18 protein-coding genes are annotated in these 18,532 nt (G+C 74.3%); 10 read left to right on the top strand and 8 right to left on the bottom strand.

Going from position 1 to position 18,532, the window contains the following annotated elements; translation table 11 throughout:
- The first annotated feature begins 80 nt into the window (after positions 1–80).
- Positions 81–965, top strand: a complete 885-nt coding sequence (locus tag ACIRFH_RS25675; RefSeq protein WP_403525192.1) for a hypothetical protein — start codon at positions 81–83, stop codon at positions 963–965.
- A 51-nt stretch (positions 966–1,016) separates the two neighbouring features.
- On the opposite strand, the gene ACIRFH_RS25670 is transcribed toward ACIRFH_RS25675, so the two are convergent.
- Positions 1,017–1,943, bottom strand: coding sequence for a DUF3027 domain-containing protein (locus ACIRFH_RS25670; protein WP_403525189.1), 927 nt, complete (start codon positions 1,941–1,943; stop codon positions 1,017–1,019).
- A gap of 488 nt (positions 1,944–2,431) precedes the next feature.
- Here ACIRFH_RS25670 and ACIRFH_RS25665 point away from each other — a divergent pair, with 488 nt between their 5' ends.
- Genes ACIRFH_RS25665 through ACIRFH_RS25650 form a run of 4 tightly spaced genes read left to right on the top strand, consistent with a single transcriptional unit; the run spans position 2,432 to position 5,949 of the window.
- Positions 2,432–3,820, top strand: a complete 1,389-nt coding sequence (locus tag ACIRFH_RS25665; RefSeq protein ID WP_403525186.1) for an MFS transporter — start codon at positions 2,432–2,434, stop codon at positions 3,818–3,820.
- 59 nt (positions 3,821–3,879) lie between these two features.
- Positions 3,880–4,392, top strand: coding sequence for a DUF2771 domain-containing protein (locus ACIRFH_RS25660; RefSeq protein WP_403525183.1), 513 nt, complete (start codon positions 3,880–3,882; stop codon positions 4,390–4,392).
- Between the two features lie 23 nt (positions 4,393–4,415).
- On the top strand, positions 4,416–5,111 hold the full coding sequence (locus ACIRFH_RS25655; protein WP_403525397.1) for a futalosine hydrolase: 696 nt from the start codon (positions 4,416–4,418) through the stop codon (positions 5,109–5,111).
- Positions 5,101–5,949 carry a 1,4-dihydroxy-6-naphthoate synthase gene (locus ACIRFH_RS25650; RefSeq protein WP_403525180.1) on the top strand — a complete coding sequence of 283 codons (849 nt, stop codon included), beginning with the start codon at positions 5,101–5,103 and terminating at the stop codon, positions 5,947–5,949. The genes ACIRFH_RS25655 and ACIRFH_RS25650 overlap by 11 nt, the downstream gene beginning before the upstream one ends.
- Before the next feature lie 11 nt (positions 5,950–5,960).
- Here ACIRFH_RS25650 and ACIRFH_RS25645 read toward each other — a convergent pair whose 3' ends face one another.
- Positions 5,961–6,344 (bottom strand): cold-shock protein, encoded by a 384-nt coding sequence (locus ACIRFH_RS25645; RefSeq protein ID WP_077798017.1) that lies wholly within the window; start codon positions 6,342–6,344, stop codon positions 5,961–5,963.
- Positions 6,345–6,494: 150 nt separating this feature from the next.
- Between ACIRFH_RS25645 and ACIRFH_RS25640 the strand changes: the two genes are divergently transcribed.
- Complete coding sequence (locus ACIRFH_RS25640) at positions 6,495–6,761, top strand: hypothetical protein (protein ID WP_403525177.1); 267 nt, start codon at positions 6,495–6,497, stop codon at positions 6,759–6,761.
- On the opposite strand, the gene ACIRFH_RS25635 is transcribed toward ACIRFH_RS25640, so the two are convergent.
- Both ACIRFH_RS25635 and ACIRFH_RS25630 read right to left on the bottom strand, forming a co-directional pair.
- Positions 6,722–7,378 carry an HAD family hydrolase gene (locus ACIRFH_RS25635; RefSeq protein ID WP_403525174.1) on the bottom strand — a complete coding sequence of 219 codons (657 nt, stop codon included), beginning with the start codon at positions 7,376–7,378 and terminating at the stop codon, positions 6,722–6,724. The genes ACIRFH_RS25640 and ACIRFH_RS25635 overlap by 40 nt on opposite strands.
- Positions 7,379–7,724: 346 nt before the next feature.
- Entirely contained in the window at positions 7,725–8,741 is a 1,017-nt protein-coding gene (locus ACIRFH_RS25630) for a hypothetical protein (RefSeq protein ID WP_403525171.1), read from the bottom strand.
- A 155-nt stretch (positions 8,742–8,896) separates the two neighbouring features.
- Here ACIRFH_RS25630 and ACIRFH_RS25625 point away from each other — a divergent pair, with 155 nt between their 5' ends.
- The 3 genes from ACIRFH_RS25625 to ACIRFH_RS25615 all read left to right on the top strand — a co-directional run bounded on the left by ACIRFH_RS25625 (position 8,897) and on the right by ACIRFH_RS25615 (position 13,704).
- A complete protein-coding gene (locus tag ACIRFH_RS25625) occupies positions 8,897–11,455 on the top strand; it encodes a helicase C-terminal domain-containing protein (protein ID WP_403525168.1) in 2,559 nt (852 codons plus the stop codon).
- A 328-nt stretch (positions 11,456–11,783) separates the two neighbouring features.
- The gene (locus ACIRFH_RS25620) at positions 11,784–11,975 is read left to right on the top strand and encodes a hypothetical protein (protein WP_403525165.1); all 192 of its coding nucleotides are present in this window, start codon (positions 11,784–11,786) and stop codon (positions 11,973–11,975) included.
- 85 nt (positions 11,976–12,060) lie between these two features.
- The gene (locus tag ACIRFH_RS25615) at positions 12,061–13,704 is read left to right on the top strand and encodes a DNA repair helicase XPB (RefSeq protein ID WP_403525162.1); all 1,644 of its coding nucleotides are present in this window, start codon (positions 12,061–12,063) and stop codon (positions 13,702–13,704) included.
- A 30-nt stretch (positions 13,705–13,734) separates the two neighbouring features.
- On the opposite strand, the gene ACIRFH_RS25610 is transcribed toward ACIRFH_RS25615, so the two are convergent.
- Positions 13,735–14,118, bottom strand: a complete 384-nt coding sequence (locus ACIRFH_RS25610; protein ID WP_403525159.1) for a hypothetical protein — start codon at positions 14,116–14,118, stop codon at positions 13,735–13,737.
- Between the two features lie 97 nt (positions 14,119–14,215).
- On the bottom strand, positions 14,216–14,401 hold the full coding sequence (locus ACIRFH_RS25605; protein WP_403525156.1) for a hypothetical protein: 186 nt from the start codon (positions 14,399–14,401) through the stop codon (positions 14,216–14,218).
- Between the two features lie 285 nt (positions 14,402–14,686).
- Between ACIRFH_RS25605 and ACIRFH_RS25600 the strand changes: the two genes are divergently transcribed.
- Complete coding sequence (locus ACIRFH_RS25600) at positions 14,687–16,759, top strand: HelD family protein (protein ID WP_403525153.1); 2,073 nt, start codon at positions 14,687–14,689, stop codon at positions 16,757–16,759.
- A gap of 192 nt (positions 16,760–16,951) precedes the next feature.
- Here the strand turns inward: ACIRFH_RS25600 and ACIRFH_RS25595 are convergent, their stop codons facing one another.
- Both ACIRFH_RS25595 and ACIRFH_RS25590 read right to left on the bottom strand, forming a co-directional pair.
- Positions 16,952–17,641, bottom strand: a complete 690-nt coding sequence (locus tag ACIRFH_RS25595) for a copper homeostasis protein CutC (RefSeq protein WP_403525150.1) — start codon at positions 17,639–17,641, stop codon at positions 16,952–16,954.
- A gap of 102 nt (positions 17,642–17,743) precedes the next feature.
- Positions 17,744–18,427, bottom strand: coding sequence for a maleylpyruvate isomerase family mycothiol-dependent enzyme (locus ACIRFH_RS25590; RefSeq protein WP_403525147.1), 684 nt, complete (start codon positions 18,425–18,427; stop codon positions 17,744–17,746).
- Positions 18,428–18,532: the final 105 nt, after the last annotated feature.

Genomic DNA, 18,532 nt, shown 5'->3' with positions numbered 1-18,532 from the left:
ACCGGACGCATCGTCACCGAAACCCACTGCCGTGACTGCCGAACGGCAGCCACCACTCTCCTGAGCCAGCAAGGACCCCCATGGTCAGCTCGTCCCACGAGGCGATGCACCGCATCTTCCAGGACTGTCCGGGACTCTTCTCCCGCGTCTCCGAAGCGCTCAACATCCCGTTTCCCCAGGCCACCGCAGTCAGCGTGCTGCCCAACGACGTCACCGAGACAAAACCCGTCGACCGCCGGATCGACACCCTGCTGCAGATCGACACAGAGGGACACGGGTCCTTTCTCCTCGCGGTCGAGGCACAGAAGAAGAAGGACCCGGAGAAACCGGCCAGCTGGGCCTACTACCTTGCGTATCTGCGCAGCAAGTACCGACTGCCACCGCTGCTGCTCGTGGTCTGCCAGGACCGCGCCACGGCCGAGTGGGCGACCCGGCCGGAGCCCATCGGATTCTGTTCGTGGCCCTCTCTGACCGTACGGCCGATTGTCGCCGGGCCCCACAACATGCCGGTGATCACCGACCCCGACGAGGCACGTACCGACCTGGCCCTGACCACCTTGTCGGCCATCACGCACGCGGCGAATCCGGATATCGGTGACATACTGAAAGCCCTGTCCACCGCACTGCGGGACGTTCCCGAAGACGTAGCACATCCCTTCATCGAATTCATCGCTCAAGGCCTGGGAAACCGCCCGGCCCGATATCTCTGGAGGAACCTGGTGGCCGTGGACCTGTCGTTCTACAAGTCCTACCTCTCCGAAGAGATCCGCGACGAAGGCCGCGAGCAGGGACGTGCTCAGGGACGGGCCGAGGATGTCCTGCTCGTCCTGGAACAGCGCGGCCTCGACATCTCCGACGACGTCCGCACACGCGTCAGTGAATGCGGCGACCCCGAACTCCTTCGCCACTGGCTCACCCGCGCCGTCACCGCGCCGACAGCCGAAGCGATCTTCGAAGAGGGCTGACCGCGCCGCGGGGGGCCTGGCTCCAGAGCCAGGCCCCCCGCTCACCGACGGCTACGAGTGCCCGAGCTCCGCCGACGCCTCGTCCTCGGTCACCGGCACCGACCCGGAGTCCGGCGCCGGGCGCAGCGGGAACGGGTCGATCCGCGTCTCGTCGATCACCGGCGGCGCCGGCTGCGGGGCCTTCGGCATGACCGCGGCCTCGGAGTGGCCGCCGCAGCCGTAGGCCAGGGACACGACCCGGCCGTCCGCCGGGGAGAACTCGTTGGCGCACACGCCGAAGGCCTGGCCCAGTGAGCCGCCGATACGGGCGAGGAAGCCGCAGGAGACGCACGACGCGGGGGCCGCCTGCGCCATCGCGGTCCTCGGGCCGAAGGAGTCCTCCCAGCGCTCGGCGGCGGCACGCAGGCCGTAGCGGGAGAGAACCCGCGCCCGGCGCAGGCCCAGCTCCTCGGCGACCGCGGCGATCGTGCCGCGGGCCGGGGTGGTCGGCAGCTCGGCGGGGCGTCCGTCCGTGACCTCGGCGTCCTCGGCCTCGACCAGGTCGGCCATCTCGTGGGAGACGACGGAGTTCGGCGGCGGCTCCTCCTCGCCGATCCAGCCCGGCTCCAGCCGCAGGTCCTCCGCGTCGGTGGGCAGCAGATCGCCGGGCCCCATGTCGCCGGGGCGCAGCCGCTCGCTCCACGGCACCCACTCGGGGGCGAGGAGGGCGTCCTGGCCGGGCAGCAGCACCGCCTCGTCCACGGTCACGATCTTGGCGCGGGAGGCGCGGGCCACGGTGACGGCCCAGCGCCAGCCGCGGTAGCCGAGCTCCTTGGCGGCGAAGAAGTGCGTGACGACCCGGTCGCCCTCCGACACCATCCCCTCGTGTTCGCCGACGACGCCGGGTGCGGCGGCCTCCTCGGCTGCGGCGCGGGCGAGGTCGACGGCCTCGGCGCACAGACGGTCAGGGGTGCGGCTTCGCGTTGTCGCTGCGCTCACAGGTATCGCTTCTCTCCATACGCCGTCTCACGAGTGCGCCGCTGCCTGCGAGGGGGCGGACGGAGCGGACCTGTGGACCGCGTCGACGTCCGCGCCCATCGCGCTCGGGCACACCTACGTCATCCATTCTGCGGTATGGCCGTAAGGCGCGCGGCCGAGAACGTTCGCCACGGCGCGCTAGGCACGCTACCTGCTCAGGTGCGCTGGGCCTACACCGACGGGAGTTTCGGCGAGGGAACGTTCCTCTTCGCCCCGGCCCCGCCCCCCTCCGCGCCCGGACGGAACCGGCACCGGACCCTGTGCGGGACACGGCCGAGAGCGGTCCCGGACCCCGCGCCGCACCCGGTGAAGACACTACGCCGGAGCCCGCACCGGCCCGCACACCGGCCCCGCTCCCGCCCCGCGCCCCAGGAGCGCCACCCGACTCGATCAGCGCCATCCGTGCCGCAACGGCGCTACAGCCCGGGCTCTCGGGGCACTATGACGGGGTGGCAGCCGCACGGACGGAGTTCAAGAGCGGGAGCCGGGGACGCGGTCCCGGCCGGTTCCGCGCGGTCGGCCGCGCCCTGCACCTGCCGGTGACGGGGGCCGCGCGCGGCATCCGCCGGGCGACGCACGCGCACGGCGCCGGCGAGTCCGGCCTCGGCAAGCTGATCGAACTGCACGGGGTGAACGGCGCCGGCGACGTCATGATCACCGTCGCCCTCGCCTCCACCGTCTTCTTCTCCGTGCCGACGGACGAGGCGCGGGGCCGGGTCGCGCTCTACCTCGCCATCACCATGGCCCCGTTCACGCTCCTCGCCCCGGTCATCGGCCCGATCCTGGACCGCGTCCCGCACGGCCGGCGCGCGGCCATGGCGACGGCGATGGGGGCCCGCGCGCTGCTCGCGCTGGTGCTGTCCGGGGCGGTGATCACCGGCAGCATCGAGATGTATCCGGCGGCGCTCGGCGTACTGGTCGCCTCCAAGGCGTACGGCGTGGTCAGAAGCGCGGTCGTGCCCCGGCTGCTGCCGCCCGGGTTCTCCCTGGTGAAGGCCAACTCCCGGGTGACGCTGTGCGGGCTGCTCGCCACCGGCGTGGCCGCGCCGGTCGCGGCGGGGCTCCAGGGCCTCGGGCCGCGCTGGCCGCTGTACGGCGCGTTCGTGATCTTCGTCGCGGGGACCGTGCTGTCGTTCACGCTGCCGCGGAAGGTGGACTCCGCGCGGGGCGAGGACCGGGCGCTGCTCGCCGCCGACGAGCGGCACCTGCACGGGCCGCGCCGCAGGCCCGGCAAGCGCCCCGGACTGCGCACGGTGGGCCCGGCCGTCACCCACGCGCTGGCCGCCAACGCCGCCATCCGCTGCCTGTCCGGCTTCCTGATCTTCTTCCTGGCGTTCCTGCTGCGCGTCCACCCGATGACGGGCCAGAGCGCGGCCGTGTCGCTGGGGATCGTGGGCGTCGCGGCCGGCGCCGGCAACGCGCTGGGCACGGCGGTCGGGGCGTGGCTGCGGTCCCGGGCGCCGGAGATCATCATCGTGACGGTCGTCGCGATCGTGCTGGGCGTGGCGCTGGTGGCGGCGGTGTTCTTCGGGGCGGTGCTGGTGGCGTGTCTGGCCGCGGTGGCCGGTTTCGCGCAGGCGCTGGCCAAGCTGTCCCTGGACGCGCTGATCCAGCGGGACGTGCCCGAGCACGTCCGCACCTCGGCGTTCGCCCGTTCGGAGACGCTGCTCCAGGTGGCCTGGGTGCTCGGCGGGGCGGTGGGCATCGCGCTGCCGCTGAACGGCACGCTGGGCCTGTCGGTGGCCGCCGCGATCGTCGCCGCCGGATGGCTGACCACCGTACGGGGGCTGATCGGTTCGGCCCGGCACGGGGGCGCCGCGCGGGCGCGGGTGGCGTGACCACGCCACGCCGTACCCAGGTGGGGGGACGGCCGGAGCCGCAATATAGCCTTCGTTCCATGACCACGTTGCCCCGCGGCGCAGCCGCCATCGGACACCGCGTTGTGCGACGCCGCCGTGCCGTCGCCGCCGCCGGTGCCGTATCCGCAGGACTGCTCCTGCTGTCCGCCTGTGACGAGCCGACTGCCATGTCCACGATCACGGTCGGCAGTGACTCGGTCAATTCCGAGGCCACCTGCGGAGGGAAGGGCAAGGCCCTCTCCGACGACGAGATCAACAAGTGCCTGAAGAACGCGGACGCCAAGTCCATCGGCGTCGACCCGGACGAGACCGTCCGCTTCGGCGTCGACCCGGAGATCGCCGACGACCACTGGACGATCCTGATGAACGGGCAGCAGCTGGTCGAGGACAGCAAGAAGACCTACCGCGCCATCCCGGGCAGCGTCTTCTTCAACGCCCAGTACGGCGCCCAGGGCAACTCGACGAACGTCGCCGTCGCGGCCCGCGACGGCAAGGACGGCAGCCAGAAGGTCACCGGCGTGTGGGTCTTCAAGCTGAAGAAGGACGACTGACCACGTCCTCCGTACGCGTCCTCGTGGCCGCCGCGGTCCCCGTCGAACGGGACGCGGTGGCCCAGGCGTTGCCGGGCCCGGCGGTGGAGACATCCCGGCCCGGGGTGGTCCTCCACCGGTTCCCGGACGGGCCGGACCTGCTGGCGGCCGGTGTCGGCCCCGCCCTCGCCGCCGCCTCCACCGCCGCCGCCCTGACCGCCGCGGCCCTGGACGGCGCCCCGTACGGCCTGGTCGTCTCGGCCGGCATCGCCGGCGGCTTCGCGCCCGGGGCGCCCGTCGGCTCGCTCGTCGTCGCCGACGAGATCACCGCCGCCGACCTGGGCGCCGAGACCGCCGACGGCTTCCTGCCGGTGACCGACCTCGGCTTCGGCACCGTCACCCACCGCCCGCCCGCCGGGCTGGTGCGCCGGGTGGCCGCCGCGACCGGGGCCCGTCCCGGCACCGTCCTGACCGGCTCCACCGTCACCGGGACCGCCGAGCGCGCCGCGCTGCTGCGCGCCCGCCACCCCCGCGCCCTCGCCGAGGCCATGGAGGGCTTCGGCGTCGCCGAGGCCGCCGCCGCGCACGGGGTGCCCGTGCTGGAACTGCGCGCGGTCTCCAACCCGGTCGGCCCGCGCGACCGCGCCGCGTGGCGCATCGGCGACGCGCTCTCGGCCCTGACGGACGCCTTCGGGAAGCTCGCACCCGTCCTCACGAGTTGGAACCCACATGAGCCCTGAGACCCTGCAGATCGCGTACTCGCCCTGCCCGAACGACACCTTCGTCTTCGACGCCCTGGCCCACGGCCGCGTCCCCGGCGCCCCCGCCGTCGACGTGACGTTCGCCGACATCGACATCACCAACGGCATGGCCGAGCGCGGCGAGTTCGACGTGCTGAAGGTGTCGTACGCGGTCCTGCCGTACGTCCTGGGCCAGTACGCCCTGCTGCCCTGCGGCGGCGCGCTGGGCCGGGGCTGCGGGCCGCTGGTGCTGACCCGGGAGGCGGGGGCCGACCTCCGCGGGCGCACGGTGGCGGTGCCGAGCGAGACGTCGACGGCGTACCTGCTGTTCCGGCTGTGGGCGGCGGACACGGTCCCCGGCGGGGTCGGGGAGATCGTCGTCATGCCGTTCCACGAGATCATGCCGGCCGTGCGGGACGGGAAGGTCGACGCGGGCCTCGTGATCCACGAGGCGCGCTTCACGTACCAGAACTACGGGCTGCACAAGCTCGCCGACATGGGCGAGCACTGGGAGGCGACCACCGGGCTGCCCATCCCGCTCGGCGCGATCATCGCCAAGCGGTCGCTGGGCGCCGAGGCGCTGACGCGGCTCGCCGACTCCGTCCGCGCGTCGGTGCGCGCGGCGTGGGACGACCCGGAGGCGTCCCGCGCGTACGTGATGGAGCACGCCCAGGAGATGGACCCGGCCGTCGCCGACCAGCACATCGGGCTGTACGTCAACGAGTTCACGGCCGACCTGGGCGAGGACGGCTACGCGGCCGTGCGCGGTCTGCTGACCCGCGCGGCGGCCGAGGGCCTGGTACCGGCCCTCGGCCCGGACGCGCTGGCGTTCCCGTAGGGACTTCGGGGTCAGACGTCGAGCTGGTCGGCGACCGCGCGCAGCAGGCCCGCGATCTTCTTGCCGGCCGCCTTCTCGGGGTAGCGGCCCCGTTCCAGCATCGGGGTGATGTTCTCCAGGAGGGTCGTCAGGTCCTGCACGATGGAGGCCAGTTCGTCCGGCTTCTTGCGCTGCGCGGCCGCGACCGAGGGGGCCGGCTCCAGCAGGGTGAGGGACAGGGCCTGGTCGCCGCGCTGGCCGGCGACGACGCCGAACTCCACGCGCTGTCCCGGCTTCAGTGTCTCGACTCCGGCGGGGAGGACCGAGGAATGGACGAAGACGTCACCGCCGTCGTCGCGGGAGAGAAAGCCGAAGCCCTTCTCGCTGTTGAACCACTTGACCTTGCCGGTAGGCACGTCCGTCCTCGTCCTCGTACTCGTCGGAAAACTGCTCTTGATAGCACTCGGGCGGGTCGTGGGACCCGCCGGTACCCAGGCTAATGGTCTATGGGCCGGTGACAAGACGTCCCCCGGCTGTTCCTTCGCGCTGGGAACTACCCTGGCCGGGTGCGTGACGAAACTCGAACGAATTCCGCCGAGCCCGGCGACCGGCTGATCCGCGCCGGTGCGATCGTCTTCTTCATCGGCGCCGTGGCCACCCTGGTCACGGTGGCCCCGCTGTTTCTGGGGACGACGCCCTTCCCCACCTACATGTTCGGCCTGAGCATGCTCATGGGAGTGGGTTTCCTGGTCTCCGGGGCGGGGGTGCTCCGGTCGATCGCCGCGGGGCGGCGTCAGGCGCGCGCCGTGTCGAGTCCGTCGGCGTCGCGGTAGCCCGCGAGCCATTCCGGGAACTCCGTCAGGTCGGCGAGGACGACGTCGGCGCCGGCCGCGCGCAGTTCCTCCGCGCCGCACGGTCCGCTGGCCACGGCGACCGAGAGGGCGCCCGCCGTGCGCGCGCCGCGGACGTCGCCGAGGTGGTCGCCGACGTACACGTCCGCGCCGTGCTCGCGCAGCGCCACGGCCTTCTGCTCGGCCCACAGGTCGCCGATCACCGCGTCCGGCTCGATGCCGAGGTGCTCCAGGTGCAGCTTGGCGTTGGGTTCGTACTTGGCGGTGACGACGATCGCGCGTCCGCCGGCCTCCCGCACCGCCTCGATCGCCTCGCGGGCGCCGGGCAGCGCGGGCGTGGCGGTGACGGCGTACTCCGGGTACATCTCGCGGTACAGGTCGGCGGTGGCCGCGATCTCCTCGGCGGGGAACCAGTGCGCCAGCTCCTCCACGAGGGGCGGCCCGAGCCGGGTGACGGCCAGGTCGGCGTCGACGTACGTCCCCGTCCGCTCGGACAGCGCCAGGTAGCAGGCGCGGATGCCGGGCCGGGAGTCGATCAGCGTCATGTCGAGGTCGAAGCCGACGGTGGGGGCGGAGCCGGGGCGGTTCGTGGAGGCCATACGGCCATTGTGCCGGGCGTCCGCCGAGGACCGACGGGCCGCCTGCGGGGACCGGCGGGGGCGCGGCCCCGGGCGGCGGTCAGGACGCGTCGGCACATCCACCCGACGGCTGTCGGGCGCCTCCCCCGGGCCCCCGGGCCTCCGGGCCCGTGGATCTCCGGGCCCCGTGATCGGAGCGGATGTCCCGGCAGAGCACCGTGCGGGCGGCGTGTCGCCGGGACATCGGCTCCGATCGCCGCGCTCGGCGGCGACGTCCTCGTGCCGCGCTCCCGCGCCACCCGGTGGGCGTCGTACGCCCGGCTGAACCGCCGCCCCCCTGGGCCGGGGCGCGCCCGCCGCCGTCCGGTCAGGCGCGGGGGCGGCGGGAGCGCCAGAGGAGGTACAGGGCCGTGGCGACGGCCGCGGAGCGCAGGACCCAGGGCCAGGTCTCGGCGACGGCGTCGCTCATGCGGCCCTCGGCGATCGGGTCGCCCCAGCGGCCCTCCGTGCGGCCCCAGAGCCAGAGGACGCCGGCCGCCGCGACCGTGCCGGGCAGGCCCATTACCGCCCACTTCGCCTGTGCCGGGGTCAGCCGGCGGGAGAGGTAGGCGATCAGCCAGCCCAGGCCCAGCGGGACGAGGCTGCCGAGTACGGCGCCGGCGATCAGCAGGGCGGCGGCGAGCAGCAGGAGGGGGTTGTTCCAGCCGCCCTCGGGCCACAGGCGGGGGCGGCGGCGCGGGGGCTTTCCGGCGGGCGGGTCCGCCGGCCGGTCCACCTCGGCCTCCGCCGGCGCCTTCCGGCCGGTCCTTCCTCTGCCGTCCTTGCCGTCCTCGCCGTTCTTCTCGCCCGGCTCCCTCGGCGGGTGCCTGAGCAGGTCCGGGATCTCCACGCCGCCGACGAATCCCGGCACGCTGTCGCCGCCCCCGAACGGCCCGTCGTCCACCCGCCACCAGTCCGGCTGCCCGGCGCCGTCCCCCAGCTCCCGCGCGCTCGCCAGGTGCGGCGGGGAGGCGGCCGGCTCGGGCGGAGGCGCGGCGGGGCGGGGGCGCGGTACGACGCGCCGCAGGCCCTTGCGCTTCTCCCGGCCCTCCGGCTCGCCGTCCCGCTGTTCGGGCACGGCGGTGGACGGCTCCCGTACCGCCGCGCCGGACGCGCCGGTGCCGCCCGCCGCGTCGACGACGTCGTCGGGGCTGCCGATCCGGTCCAGGATGCGGCGGACGGCGGCCGGGCTGTCGACGGTCGTCCTCGCGCGGTGCCGGTCGATCTCGTTGCGCAGCTCGGAGACCAGCCGCATGCGCGTGGCCGACGGCAGCTGCCGTTGCTGGGCCACGTCGCCGACGCGGCTCAGATACTCGTAGACGACCTGGTCGCTCTCGATCCCCACGAACCCCTCCGGGGCGGGTGAGTTGTGATACCCCGTCGGACGACGGTACCGAATGTTCCCGTGTGCGGCGGACGCCCCCGCGAACGCCCGCGCGCGGCGGACCGCACCGTGCGCGCGCCGCTCCACCGTCGTACCCACCCGCTAACGTTGGCCGGATGAGCACCGAGGAGAAGTCCGCGGCCCCCCGGTCCCTCGCGGAAGCGCTCCGCGCGAGGGACGACGTCTCGCTGGCCGCCCTCCTGCGCAGCCGTCCCGACCTCATCACCCCCGTGCCCACGGACCTCACCCAGCTCGCCACCCGGGCCGGCACCCGTGCCTCGGTGGTGCGGGCGCTGGAGCGGCTGGACCGGTTCACGCTGCAGACGGCGGAGGCGCTGGCCGTGGCGTCGGACCCGGCGACGTACACCGAGCTGCTCGGTCTCATGGCCGGGGACGACGGTGATCCGGCCGTCACCGGTGCCCTGCCGCGGGCCGTGGCCCTGCTGCGCGAGCAGGCCCTGGTGTGGGGCGGCGACGACCGGCTGCGGCTGGTGCGCACGGCCCGCGAGCTGCTGGCGCCCTCCCCGCAGCATCCGTCCCCGACGGGTCTGGGGCCGACCGTGCGGGAGGCCGCGGCGGGGATGTCGCCCGGCCGCGTCCAGGAGATCCTGACCGCCCTCGGCCTGCCCTCGACCCACGACTCGGTCACCGCGCTGGCCGAGCTCGGTGCCCTGTTCACCGACCGGGAGCGGATGTCGGACCTGCTGGCCGAGCTGCCGGCGGGCTCCCTGGAGGTGCTGGACCGCCTGGTCTGGGGCCCGCCCTACGGGCAGGTCACCCACGATCCGGCGCCCCATCTGCGCCGGCTGCTGGACCGCGGCCTGCTGCTGCCGACCGCGCCCGGCACGGTCGTCCTGCCCCGCGAGGTCGCCCTGCACCTGCGCGCCGGCCGGGCGCACCGGACGCCCGAGCCGGTGCCGCCACCGGTGGAGGCCGTTGCCACGCATCCTCCGCGGGTGGTGGACGCCACCGCGGCCGGCCAGGCCCTCGCGGCGCTGGCGACCGTCGAGGAGCTGCTGAAGGACTGGCACGAGGGCGGTCCCGCGGTGCTGCGGGCCGGCGGGCTGAGCGTGCGCGACCTGAAGCGGACGGCCGTCGCGCTGGACGTGCCCGAGCCGGTCGCCGCGTTCTGGGCCGAGCTGGCCTACGCGGCCGGGCTGCTGGCCTCCGACGGCGAGGCCGACGAACGGTACGCGGCGACCCCGGCGTACGACGAGTGGCGCGAGCTGCCGGCCGCCGAGCGCTGGGCGCGGCTGGCCGGGGCGTGGCTGACGGCCACCCGCACGCCGGGGCTGGTCGGCGGGCGGGACGCCAAGGACCGCACGCTCTCGGCGCTGGGCCCGAACCTGGACCGGTCGGCCGCGCCCGAGGTGCGGCACCGGGTGCTGGCCCTGCTGGCCGGGCTGCCGGAGGGGTCCGCGCCGACCGAGGAGTCGGTGCTGGCCAGGCTGCGCTGGGAGCGTCCGCTGCGCGGGCCGCGGCGGGACGGCCGGGACGGGCAGGATGACGATCTGCGCACCCGGCTCGCCCGCTGGACGCTGTCCGAGGCGGAGCTGCTGGGCGTCACCGGGCGCGGCGCGCTGGCGGCGCCGGGGCGGGCACTGATCGGGGCGCCCGAGCCGCCCCGCCCGGTGGGCGCTCCCGAGGAGTCCGAGGGCCCGGGCGCCAAGCTCCCCGTCCACCACCGCACGCCCCCCGCGCTCCCGTCGCCCGGTGCCGCCGAGCGGGCCGCCGCCGTCGAGGCCGCCGCCCGGCTGCTCGCGCCCCTGCTGCCCGAGCCGCTGGACCACGTGCTGTTGCAGGCCGACCTGACGGCGGTGGCGCCGGGGCCGCTGGAGCGTCCGCTCGCGGACACGCTGGGGATGCTCGCGGACGTGGAGTCGAGGGGCGGGGCGACCGTCTACCGGTTCACGCCGGGCTCGGTGCGCCGCGCGCTGGACGCCGGCCGGACCGCCGCCGACCTGCACGCCTTCCTCGCCCGGCACTCCCGTACGCCGGTGCCGCAGCCGCTCACGTACCTGATCGACGACGTGGCCCGCCGGCACGGGCGGCTGCGGGTCGGGGCGGCCTCGGCGTACGTGCGGTGCGACGACGACGCGACGCTGGACGAGATCCTCGCCGACAAGCGGGCCGCCGGCCTCGGTCTGCGCCGCCTCGCGCCGACGGTGCTGGCCGCGCGGGCCGACCCGGCGGCGCTGCTGGAGGGGCTGCGCGCGATGGGGTTCGCGCCGGCCGCCGAGTCCGCCGGGGGCGACGTGCTGGTCGCCCGCGCCGACGCGCACCGCACGCCGCCGCGTTCGGCGCCGGAGCCGGTCCCGGACGGGCCGCCGGTGCCCGACGACACGCTGCTGGCGGCCGCGATCCGCGCCGTGCGGGCCGGTGACCTGGCCTCCACGGCCCCGCGCAAGCCCGTCGGCGACCCCCTGGCGGGCGACGGGCTTCCCCGCACGAGCGCGGCCGAGACCCTGGCCACCGTGCAGGCGGCCGTGCTGACCGGCGAGGCGCTGTGGATCGGTTACGTGAACGCCGAGGGCGCCGCCAGTCAGCGCGTCGTCGCGCCGATCCGGGTCGAGGGCGGTTTCGTGACGGCGTACGACCATACGGCGGACGAGGTGCGCACGTATCCGCTGCACCGGATCACGGGCGTGGCGGAGCTCGCCGACGACGCGACCTGAGGTTTTCCGTCCCACGGCCCCGCACACCTGGTTCCGTTTCCGTGCGCACTTTCGGGCGTACGGGCCGGTTCATGCACGCCACGCCGGGGTTTTCCCACCCGCGAGGGAGCTTTCGTTGCATTCCGCATCGGTCTGCCGGGGCGGGGGCAGCCACCGGGTGTCCCACCGCCGCACCGAAAGGAAGGTCCCGATGCGGGCCGGCGGGCGTGCCGCCCCCCCGACCCGTCCGTCCCGTATCGGTGTCGTCGGCGGGCCGGTCCCGGTCCTCTCCCCGGGGCCGGCCCGTTCCCGCTCCCCCCCTGAGCGCCCCGAAAGGCCGGACAGCCCCATGTGGTCCAAGCTCCCCGAATCCGCCCGCTCCGCCGTCGCCGTCTCCGTCGCCGCCCTGATCACCGCGGCCGCCCTGTTCGGCTCGCTCGCCCCCGGCATCACCGCGCCGCCGGCGGTGGGCGTCGAGCCGTCGGCCGCCACGGGAGCCGCGGTGGAGGGAACGCTGCTCGACCGCCTCGCTCCGCGGTAGCCGGCCCTCTTCGCGCCGCGATCAGGCACACTGGACGATCGGCCGTGCCGTCGTCCGGCCGTACGCACGCGAAAGGGTGCCGCTTGTGAATGGTCCGCTCATCGTCCAGTCCGACAAGACCCTGCTCCTGGAGGTCGACCACGAGCAGGCCGACGACTGCCGCCGTGCCATCGCTCCCTTCGCCGAACTGGAGCGGGCGCCGGAGCACATCCACACCTACCGGCTGACCCCGCTGGGCCTGTGGAACGCGCGGGCCGCGGGGCACGACGCCGAGCAGGTCGTGGACGCGCTCGTGCAGTACAGCCGCTACCCGGTGCCGCACGCGCTGCTCGTCGACATCGCCGAGACGATGGACCGCTACGGCCGCCTCACCCTCTCCAAGCACCCGGCGCACGGACTGGTCCTGACGACCACCGACCGGCCGGTGCTGGAGGAGGTCCTGAAGTCGAAGCGGATCGCCCCGCTGGTCGGTGCCCGCATCGACCCGGACACGGTGGCCGTGCACCCCTCGGAGCGCGGTCAGATCAAGCAGACGCTGCTGAAGCTGGGCTGGCCGGCCGAGGACCTCGCCGGGTACGTCGACGGCGAGGCGCACCCGATCGAGCTGGCCGAGGACGGCTGGGCGCTGCGCCCCTACCAGAAGCAGGCCGTGGAGAACTTCTGGCACGGCGGCAGCGGTGTCGTCGTCCTGCCGTGCGGCGCGGGCAAGACGCTGGTCGGCGCCGGGGCGATGGCGCAGGCCAGGTCGACGACGCTGATCCTCGTCACCAACACCGTCTCGGCCCGGCAGTGGAAGCACGAGCTGGTGAAGCGGACGTCGCTGACCGAGGACGAGATCGGCGAGTACAGCGGGACGAGGAAGGAGATCCGGCCCGTCACCATCGCCACCTACCAGGTGCTGACGACGCGCCGCAAGGGCGTCTACCCGCACCTGGAGCTGTTCGACTCCCGGGACTGGGGTCTGATCGTCTACGACGAGGTGCACCTGCTGCCGGCGCCGGTCTTCAAGTTCACCGCCGACCTCCAGGCGCGGCGGCGGCTGGGGCTCACCGCGACGCTGGTGCGCGAGGACGGCCGCGAGTCGGACGTGTTCTCGCTCATCGGGCCCAAGCGCTTCGACGCGCCGTGGAAGGAGATCGAGGCGCAGGGCTACATCGCGCCCGCCGACTGCGTCGAGGTCCGGGTCAACCTCACCGACTCCGAGCGGCTCGCGTACGCCACCGCCGAGGCGGAGGAGAAGTACCGCTTCTGCGCGACGACCGCGACCAAGCGGAAGGTGACGGAGGCGATCGTGCGCCGCTTCGCCGGGCAGCAGATCCTCGTCATCGGCCAGTACATCGACCAGCTCGACGAACTGGGCGAGCACCTGGGCGCGCCGGTCATCAAGGGCGAGACGTCCAACGCCCAGCGGGAGAAGCTCTTCGAGTCCTTCCGGCAGGGCGAGATCAACGTCCTCGTGGTGTCGAAGGTCGCGAACTTCTCCATCGACCTGCCGGAGGCGACGGTCGCGATCCAGGTGTCCGGCACCTTCGGTTCGCGCCAGGAGGAGGCCCAGCGCCTGGGCCGGGTGCTGCGCCCCAAGGCCGACGGGCACCAGGCGCACTTCTACTCGGTCGTCGCCCGCGACACGCTCGACCAGGACTTCGCCGCCCACCGCCAGCGCTTCCTGGCGGAGCAGGGCTACGCCTACCGGATCATGGACGCGGACGAACTGCTGGCGGAGAGCTGAGCCCCCCGCCCGGCCGGGGGCCGGTCCCGCCTACGGCTCGGGCAGGGTGAAGACCAGCAGCAGGACGAACAGGGGCGGCAGCAGCGAGGCGAACGCCAGCCAGGCGCGCAGGGCGGCCCACCGGCGGGTCCACGGGATCATCCAGGCGGCGGCCCAGGCGCCGAAGGTGAGGAAGCCGCCGAAGCACAGGGTCCCGTAGATCAGTGACAGGGACGTCTCCAGGGCCTGCGAGCAGTCGTCCGGGCCGCAGCTGTCGGTCGCCATGGCCGACAGCCCGCCGAGGAACAGCGCCGCCGGGCCCAGGACGATCAGGAGCCCGGTCGCGACGGTCGGGGCGACCCAGGCGAAGCGGTCCCGGTCGGCCCGCGGCGGCAGGACCGCCTGCGGCCGCGCCGTGAGGTGCTGTGTGGTCATGCGGCCAGTGAAGCCGAGCGACCGGTGCCCGCGCACCGGCGGGCGTACTCAACCGCCGTGCGTCGGCGTACTCAGGCCGCCCGTGCCCGTGCGGGCGTCACCGGCGGCGGACGCCGGCCTCCTCGCCGTACTCGCCGAGGACGACCACGTCGAAGGCGGCGTCCGCGAACACCCTGACGGCGCGTAGGGCGTCACCGAGCCGGTGCCGGTGGCTGCCGGCCACGGGCGTGGCACCGGACGCGCGGACCGGTGCCGGGGCGGGGGAGATGGTTGCTGCGCTCATGTCCCCATGGTGCGATTCGGGACATAAGAGTGTCATCGGTCTCCGGGCCGACCCGCGCCGCCGCCCGCTACGACCGTGGGGGGAGCGCGCACCCCGGAGCGGAGGACGTGATCCCCTAGGGGAAGCAGGCGGAGGAAAACCGTTGGCCCGCACCGCGCCCGTTCCCCTACAATCTCCGCTCTTGCCCGCCTCCCCTACGGAGTGCCGCCGTCCGGACGGAAACCGGTCGGTCCCTCGCGCGAAGCCCGCGCCCACCACGCAGCAGGTCATCCCGGAGGCACCCCCTTGTCCACGCCCGTCCACGACGACCCCCAGTCCGGCCCCGCGTCCGACGACCCCCTGTCCCGCGAGCGCGCCCATCTCGCCGCGTCCCGTTCCGCGCTGAAGGCCATGCGGGAGGACGTCGAGTCCCTCGACATCACCGACGTCACCGCGAACTGGGTCAACGCCGCCGTCCTGGAGAACCAGATCGAGGAGCGCATCAAGGCGCTCGCCGACCTCAGCGACACCCCGCTGTTCTTCGGCCGCCTCGACTACCTGCACTCTCCGGGCGCGGAGCAGGCGGAGGGCGCGGAAGGCGAGCGCTTCTACATCGGGCGCCGGCACGTGCACGACGCGGACGGCGACCCGATGGTGATCGACTGGCGTGCGCCGGTCTCGCAGCCGTTCTACCGGGCGTCGAAGAAGGACCCGATGGACATCGGGCTGCGCCGCCGCTTCGGGTACACCGGCGGGGAACTCACGGCGTACGAGGACGAGCACCTGTCCGACCCGGCCGAGGCCGCGGCCACCAGCAAGCTGCTCCAGCAGGAGATCGAGCGGCCCCGCGTCGGCCCGATGCGCGACATCGTGGCGACGATCCAGCCCGAACAGGACGAGATCGTGCGCGCCGGACTCGCCGGGTCGGTCTGCGTGCAGGGCGGCCCCGGCACCGGCAAGACCGCCGTCGGCCTGCACCGGGTCGCCTACCTCCTGTACGCCCACCGCGAGCGGCTCGCCCGCACCGGCACGCTGGTCATCGGGCCGAACAAGTCCTTCCTGCACTACATCGAGCAGGTCCTGCCCGCGCTCGGCGAGCTGACGGTGCGCCAGGCGACCGTCGACGACCTGGTCGCGCACGTCGAGGTGCGCGGCACGGACGACGCCGCGGCGGCGGTGATCAAGGGCGACGCGCGGATGGCGCAGGTGCTGCGCAGGGCCCTGTACTCGCACGTCACGCTGCCCACCGAGGGGATCGTGGTCGTGCGCGGCTCGCGTCGCTGGCGGGTGGCGGCGTACGAACTGGAGGAGATCGTCCGCGAGTTGCTCGCCCGCGACATCCGCTACGGTGCCGCCCGCGAGGCCCTTCCGCAGCGCATCGCGCACGCGGTGCTGGTGCAGATGGAGCGGGCGGGCGAGGCGCCGGACGACCGGGTGCAGAACGCGGTGGCGCGCAACGCCGCGGTGAAGGCGGCGGTGAAGGCGATCTGGCCGCAGGTCGACCCGGCGAAACTGGTGCTGCGGCTGCTCACGGACGCGGACTTCCTCGCCGAGCACGCCGAGGGCGTCCTCACCGACGACGAGCAGAAGGCGATCCTGTGGGTGAGGCCGGCCCGCTCGGTGAAGTCCGCCCGGTGGGCGCCCGCCGACGCCGTGCTGATCGACGAGGCGACCGACCTGATCGAGCGCACGCACTCCCTCGGGCACGTCGTCCTCGACGAGGCGCAGGATCTCTCCCCCATGCAGTACCGCGCGGTGGGCCGGCGCTGCACCACCGGCTCGGCGACCGTCCTCGGCGACCTGGCGCAGGGCACCACGCCCTGGGCGACGCGGAGCTGGGAGGAGGCGCTGGCCCACCTGGGCAAGGGCGACGCGGTGATCGAGGAGCTGACGGCCGGTTTCCGCGTGCCGACGGACGTCATCACCTACGCGTCCCGGCTGCTGCCGCACATCGCGCCGGGGCTGACGCCGGTGGCGTCGATCCGCGAGAACCCGGGCTTCTTCGAGATCCGCACGGCCGCGGACGGCACGGCCGACGTGGTGGCGGCGTGCCGGGAGCTGCTGCGCCGGGAGGGTTCGGTCGGCCTGATCGCCGCCGACGCGCGCGTGCCGGAGCTGGCGGAGGCGCTGGGTGCGGCAGGGGTCGGTTCCATCGGCCCCGGCGAGGAGACGACGCGGGCCACCCGCCTGACCCTGGTCCCGGCGTCCCTGGCCAAGGGCCTGGAGTACGACTACGTGGTCCTGGACGAGCCGCGGGCCGTGGTCGACGGCGAGCCGGACGAACGCACGGGCCTGCGCCGCCTGTACGTCTGCCTGACCCGAGCGGTCTCGGGCCTGATCGTCACCCACGCGACGGACCTGCCTCCGCAACTGGCGTAGCCGCCCCGGCTGCCCGCAGCTGCGGCAGCTGCGGGCAGCCATGCCTCCCCCCAGTGCCTGAACGGCCTGGGAGGTACCCCCGGGGGCGATGGGGGCCCCGCGCGAGCGCGGCCGAACGTGGGGGAGGCGCCCGTCAGCGCCGGGCCACGCACCCCCCGGCCCGCACCCGCGCCGGGCACGGACACCCGCCGCTCAGCCCCCCAACACCCGCCGCCACTCCGCGACCGCCGCCACCGACACCGGCCCACCCCACCCGGAGGGCCGCGCCGCACCGCCGATGTGGAACCCGTCGATCCCCGCGTCCAGCAGCGTCGGCACATGCTCCAGCTGCAACCCGCCGCCCACCAGAAGCTGCTGCTCGTACCCCGGCTCCCCCCGCCGCCGCGCCTCGGCGAGCAGCGTGGGGAGCCCCTCGCCGACTCCCCCGACCGCCCCGGCCGTCAGATAGGTGTCCAGCCCGGGGAAGTCGGCCAACCGCTTGCGCACCGCGTCCCGGTCCGCGGCCCGGTCGATGGCCCGGTGGAACGTCCACCGGCACCCCTCCAGCGCCCCGGCGACCCGCTCGACCGCCGCCAGGTCCACGTCCCCGTCCGCGTCGAGGAACCCGAGCACGAACTGGTCCGCCCCGGCTCCCCGCATCTCCTCCGCGACCCCCACCAGCCGCTCGACGTCCCCGGCGGCGAACCCGTCCGCGAGCCGCAGCATGACCCGTACGTCGATGTCGACGGCGGCGCGGATCGCGGCGACGGTCGAGACCGACGGGGTGAGCCCGTCGGCCGCCATGTCGGTGACCAGTTCGAGGCGGTCCGCGCCTCCGGCCCGGGCGGCGACGGCGTCCTCGACGTCGAGGGCGATCACCTCCAGGACTGCACGCTTGCTCATGAGGCCCCATTCGTCAGGTCGTCGCGGCTTCTCGAACCACTACAGGTCTAGTCCAATCCAAGCCTACGCCCGACACCGCCGCGAGGCGCCCGCACCCCGCGATCAGCGGCCGAAGATGTTCAGCTCCGCCGCCTCGACCCCGGCCAGCTCGTACCCGGCCCCGGTGTCCACCGGCCGCCCCGCGTACAGCCGCACCAGCGTCGCCGCGTCGCCGATGAACCGTCCCGGCGTCCGCTCGCCGCTCACCTCGCCCAGCTTCAGCGGCTCGTCCACGTCGTCGAGGTCGGCGTGCAGCGGCACGTGGCCGAGGTCCCGGGTGACCGTGGTCAGCAGCGTGAGCGCGTCCGGCAGCCCGCGCCCCGCGTACGCCCCCGGCTCGTCGAAGGCCACCCGCACATCACCGGCGTGCACCCACTCGCCCAGGGCCACCTGATCCAGCGCGCCGCCCGCACGGGCGATGACCGGCCCGGCCCCGGTCATGCCGCGCTCCAGCTCGTCCACGATCCGGGCGTTCGTCCAGTCGGCGCGCTCGGCGATGTCCCGCTCGTTGGACTCGGGCGAGAAGACGCCCCTCTCGAAGCGGCCCTCCACCACCCGCGTCAACGCGGACGAACAGTGCGCCAGCACGTCCCGCACGGTCCAGCCCGGACACGCCGCCACCGGCAGCGCGAAGTCACCGTCCGCCCGGGACCGCAGCAGCGGCACCAGCTCGTCCCGCTCGACGGCCAGCAACCGCCCGGGCAGCTCGGGATCACGTACGTCGTGCACATCGGCAGGAGTCGTCATGGGCTCCACGCTAGTGACCTGAGTCGGAGATTCGTCGGCAGTAGGCGGCGACTTTGTCGAGGATCTCGTCGGCGGTCTTCGTCCAGACGAACGGCCTGGGGTGCT

The organism is Streptomyces sp. NPDC093586 (genome assembly GCF_044764905.1).
In the GTDB taxonomy this organism is placed as follows: Bacteria; Actinomycetota; Actinomycetes; order Streptomycetales; family Streptomycetaceae; genus Streptomyces.
The sequence above is the reverse complement of the archived record's forward strand: the minus strand, read 5'-3'. Positions and strand labels throughout refer to the sequence as shown.